Annotated in this window: 1 protein-coding gene and 2 pseudogenes; 1 reads left to right on the top strand and 2 read right to left on the bottom strand. The window is 41.4% G+C overall.

Translation table 11 applies throughout. From position 1 onward, the window contains the following. Positions 1-1078 (bottom strand): annotated as a pseudogene (gcvT, locus tag F6K54_RS41025) (glycine cleavage system aminomethyltransferase GcvT); the annotation flags it as partial. 293 nt (positions 1079-1371) lie between these two features. Continuing rightward, positions 1372-2703: pseudogene (locus F6K54_RS41020) on the bottom strand (RNA-guided endonuclease InsQ/TnpB family protein). Positions 2704-2857: 154 nt separating this feature from the next. On the opposite strand from F6K54_RS41020, the gene F6K54_RS41015 reads away from it, so the two are divergent. Next, entirely contained in the window at positions 2858-3820 is a 963-nt protein-coding gene (locus tag F6K54_RS41015) for a hypothetical protein (RefSeq protein WP_293090238.1), read from the top strand. The last annotated feature ends 571 nt before the right edge of the window (positions 3821-4391 follow it).

Genomic DNA, 4391 nt, shown 5'->3' with positions numbered 1-4391 from the left:
TCCCCTAACTTCTACTTCTAATTTTTGCCCTATTTTAGCCAAATTTTTTCGGTACATAAGCTAGAGCGATCGCTTTCCCTAAAGTAGGAGACTTAGTACCGCTAGTAACTTCCCCTACCACTTTGCCATCACTCACAACAGGATAACCATGACGAGCAATAGAGCGATCGAGCATTTCCAAACCTACCAACCGTTTTGATACACCTTCCGCCTTTTGTGTTTCCAAGACCTGACGACCAATAAATTCTCCTTTTTTATCTAGATGAACTAACCAACTTAAACTCGCTTCTAGAGGAGTAGTTTCAGTATCAATATCTTGACCGTAAAGTGCCATTGCAGCTTCTAAACGTAGAGTATCTCTTGCTCCCAAACCACAGGGAGTAACGCCAGCACTCAATAAACTACGCCATAACTCCACACCCACAGAGGCGTCTACCATAATTTCAAACCCATCTTCCCCAGTGTAACCAGTTCTGGCAATAAAACCAGGTTGCTCTAATACAGTAATATCTGAATGCCCGAAAAACCCAATTGATGCCAAATTTTCCTTGACAAATTGCTGCACATAAGATTCTGCTTCCGGACCTTGAACAGCTAATAACACTTTTTCCTCAGAGATATCTTGGAATTTAACACCACTAGCTTCTAGATGACTTAATATCCATGCTTTATCATTAGCTTTAGTAGCAGCATTAACAATCATAAAACCCCGTGCTTCGTTGGTAAGGGGATCATCACTTTGACGATAGAAAATGAAGTCATCAATAATACCTCCCTGGGAGTTTAATAAGACAGTATATTGAGCTTTACCAGGTTCTAAACTACTCAGGTCGGAAGGTACTAAAAGTTGAATTTTTTCGATTAAGTCGTGGCCTTGAGCAATAAACTTCCCCATGTGGGAAATATCGAACATTCCAGCTTTGGTGCGTACTGCCTCATGTTCGGTGCTAATGCTAGTGTATTGTACTGGCATTTCCCACCCAGAAAATTCTACCATTCTGGCCTTAAGTTCGGTGCATAAGTCATATAGAGGTGTACGAGAAAGAGATTGTGTATTAGATTCTGTTGATTTGGCCACTGCTAGTTCCCTAAGTTGATGATTAACTTTATTGATTTTAGGACATTGTAGGTATTAACAGGAGTCAGGAGTTAGGAGGGAGTAGCGATCGCTCTGCTAATTAGCACGATCAGTAGAGTGCAGGGTGAGCATAGTTCAGGTTCTTAAAAATACCAATTAGGTGAGTAAAATAATTACGGGCAGCTTACTTATCTTTAAATCTGTATTGGCGACTAACTAGACCATAGAAAAGACCAATGGTTTCCTTTTTCGGAAGTACGGCAGTACAATGATTTTTTGACATCCTCCCCGGCTTAAAGGCACGGGGATTCGTACCGAGCCGTAGCCCCTCGGCGGGTTGACATCTCACAGGCTGCTGCACCCACCCCTCTTGCTCCCCTCCCGGGAGGGGATGGGGGTGGGTTATGCTGGCCTCCATGTCCGTTTTTTGTCTCGGATTGCCCACCCGCGACTAATATATTTCTTGCTGCATTTTCGTCTCGATCATGTTTAGCACCACAATTAAGACATTCCCACTCACGAATTGATAAATCTAATTTTCCACCTTTAAATCCACAACAACAGCAAGTTTGGGATGTGGGTTCCCAACGGCTAATTACTCTTAGATCGCGACCGTATTTTTCTGCTTTTCCTTCTAAAAATGTCCTGAATGTTCTCCAGCCTAAATCAGAAATAGCTCTCGATAATTTCCGATTCTTAACCATTCCAGAAACGTTTCCTACGGAATGCTTCCCTACGGGATGCTACGCAAACGCAAACAAATCCTCTAAAACAATTGTTTGGTTTTCACGAATTATTTCAGTAGATAATTTGTGTAGAAAATCTATCCTTGTATCTTTCAGTTTGGCATGTTTGCGTAGCATTCCGTAGGAAAATTTAGCTATTTTCAGTCTAGCTTTTTCATATCGTTTAGAACCCTTAGTTTTTTTAGATAATGACTTACTTAGTTTTCGATACTTCTTAATTCGTTTCTTTAGTGGTTTTGGTGCATCAATTGTTTGACCGTTACTCAGAGTCGCAAAAGTTTTAATTCCTAAATCTATACCTACTGAATTATCAGTTTTAGGCAATACTTCTGGCAAAACTTCTACTACAAAACTTAGGAAATATCTAGTAGGGGCGATTCGCGAATCGCCCCTACAATCTTTGATTACTGTTACTGATGATGGAATAGCGGGTAGTTCCCTTGACCACACAATTTTCAGCTTTCCTATTTTAGCTAAGTAGACCTTATGCTGACTAACTTTAAATCCACCCTTTGTAAATCTAGCTGTTTGCTTTGACTTTCTACTCTTAAATTTAGGAGGTCTTATAGGTTTACCTTTTCTGTTGCCTTGAGTTGATTTAAAAAAGTTTTGATAAGCCTGGTTTAAATCGTTTAAAGATTGCTGTAGTGGTATAGCAGAAACTTCTGATAGCCATTCTCTGTCCTCAGTCTTTTTAGCCTGAGTAATAAACTGTTTTTGTAGTTCAGAATTAGTCGGTTTTTTCTCTCCTAGTTTGTACTTTTCCTGACAGCAAGCTAGACTATCATTCCAGACAACACGGACACAACCAAATAGCCTTGCTAATCGGTATTTTTGTCCCAATGTTGGATATATGCGGTACTTAAATCTTGCTTTCATAGAATGACTTTTGAACTAAAAAGCATGATAACATAACCTGTGGAAAAAAATAAACTAAAAAGTCGCCCTTCTAGGGCGAGGCTTTAAACCCAATTTTTCGGTAAGTTGGATAGCTCTCAATTTGATCGCTAACTAAATGAAGGAAAGTTTTATAATGCCTAATCAAAATTCAAATGTCCCACCAGGATGGATAGGCGGGTTCGCTGAATCAAATCCCGCCTTTGCCTATCCAGATCCAAACCTAAGTTCATTGCCAATGTTGGATAACATGGCCAACATTAACAGAATCAAACGCCAGCAGCGTGTATATTGGCCTGAATTCAGTTGGGAAACCATTAAAGGAGACCCGAGTTCCAGGTGTTTTCAGAGGTTTGCCCACGATATTTCTAGCATCGGTTATGACAATACAGGGAGAATATGGTCTATCATATGTCCTCAACAAGGTGCTTGTGCTCCTAACATAGCTTGCCTGAATGTAGAAGTTACTGTTACCGGACAGAGAGGTTGGGTTAACGAAACAAATCGGGAGCTAGCAGCGGATATGACTGTAGAAGCTAAGATTTGGTTTAGTCCTAGTTCCCACCAAAATTGGATTGTTCGGCAAGCATGGGACCTCTTTGCTAAAGAATCTCTTCCCTTTCCCTCGGACAAAGCAAATGCGATTCAGGTCCATACTCATAACGTTGGAAACCCCGATCAGCCTATCTTTCCAGTTCTGATTGGCCAAAGCCCACTATTTGAAGCTCCTATCTTTGCTAAACACCCAAAAGCATGGACAGTGGGGCATATAGAAGTGGAAATTGGTAGAATCATACCGACAAATTATCCCACTGTCGATACCTTCAACCAAAAAATCCTAGATATTTTTAATATTGCTACTGGCAACATGCTGCTGCAGGGCAATGTACTGACTTGGAATCTCTGGTTTATAGCACCCGAGCTTGTTAATACGGAGCAGTGGAGAACTCACGCAGAGAGATGGCGGAAGGCTATTGATGCAGATCACGGTCCTAGATCGAGCAAGGCGAGATACGCCGATGGTTCCGTCTTTACACCCCAGCACGACTTCTTACAGGAGGCGGATGACATTATTGAAATTATAGAATCACTCCTGTAGCCTGTGTTATTCACGAATGTGCTGTGCCGACCTCTTTCGAGAAATGTGCGAGGTCGGTTTTTTTTCAACTTCAAGGTCTTCAGATGATGCGCTATTAGAGGGAGGGAAGCAACACTCGCATTCATAATTCTCGTTTTTCCTAACTAGGGCTTGCTGAATAAAGCTAAAAGTTAGGATAGCTAAGGTAATGGAGTTTTTTATATTCAATTTATCTCCTAAGTTATTGGCTAGTTTTGCCTCAAAACACTGAAATTTTCTGCTGAAACTCAAGAAAATTCCTTCACATAAAATGGCGGAAACCGTTGCCTGTTTTCCTAATCTCCGCTTAACCCCGAGCGACCCGTCCCCGTGTCCTACTACCACCAACCAATCTTTTCAGCAGACCCTAACTACTCCCTATTCCCCTTCTCCCCTCCTGGGATGGGTTAGGGGTGGGTCCCCTACCTCACAAGGGTAGGTTTTTTACATAAGATGCTAGTGGAGGTGAGACTTGGAGGACAAGGAGGGAAAGTAGACAAGGAAGAAAGAAGTTTTTGTATATTACGAAGTATTCACAACAAAAGATGATTGT

Origin of the sequence: Okeania sp. SIO3B5 (assembly GCF_010692555.1) — a bacterium.
In the GTDB taxonomy this organism is placed as follows: Bacteria; Cyanobacteriota; Cyanobacteriia; order Cyanobacteriales; family Microcoleaceae; genus Okeania.
This window is presented reverse-complemented; position numbering and strand designations above follow the sequence as displayed.

Coding starts and splice junctions, on each gene's coding strand:
- F6K54_RS41015 (WP_293090238.1), top strand. CDS start 2,858: ATGCCTAATCAAAATTCAAATGTCCCACCAGGATGGATAGGCGGGTTC.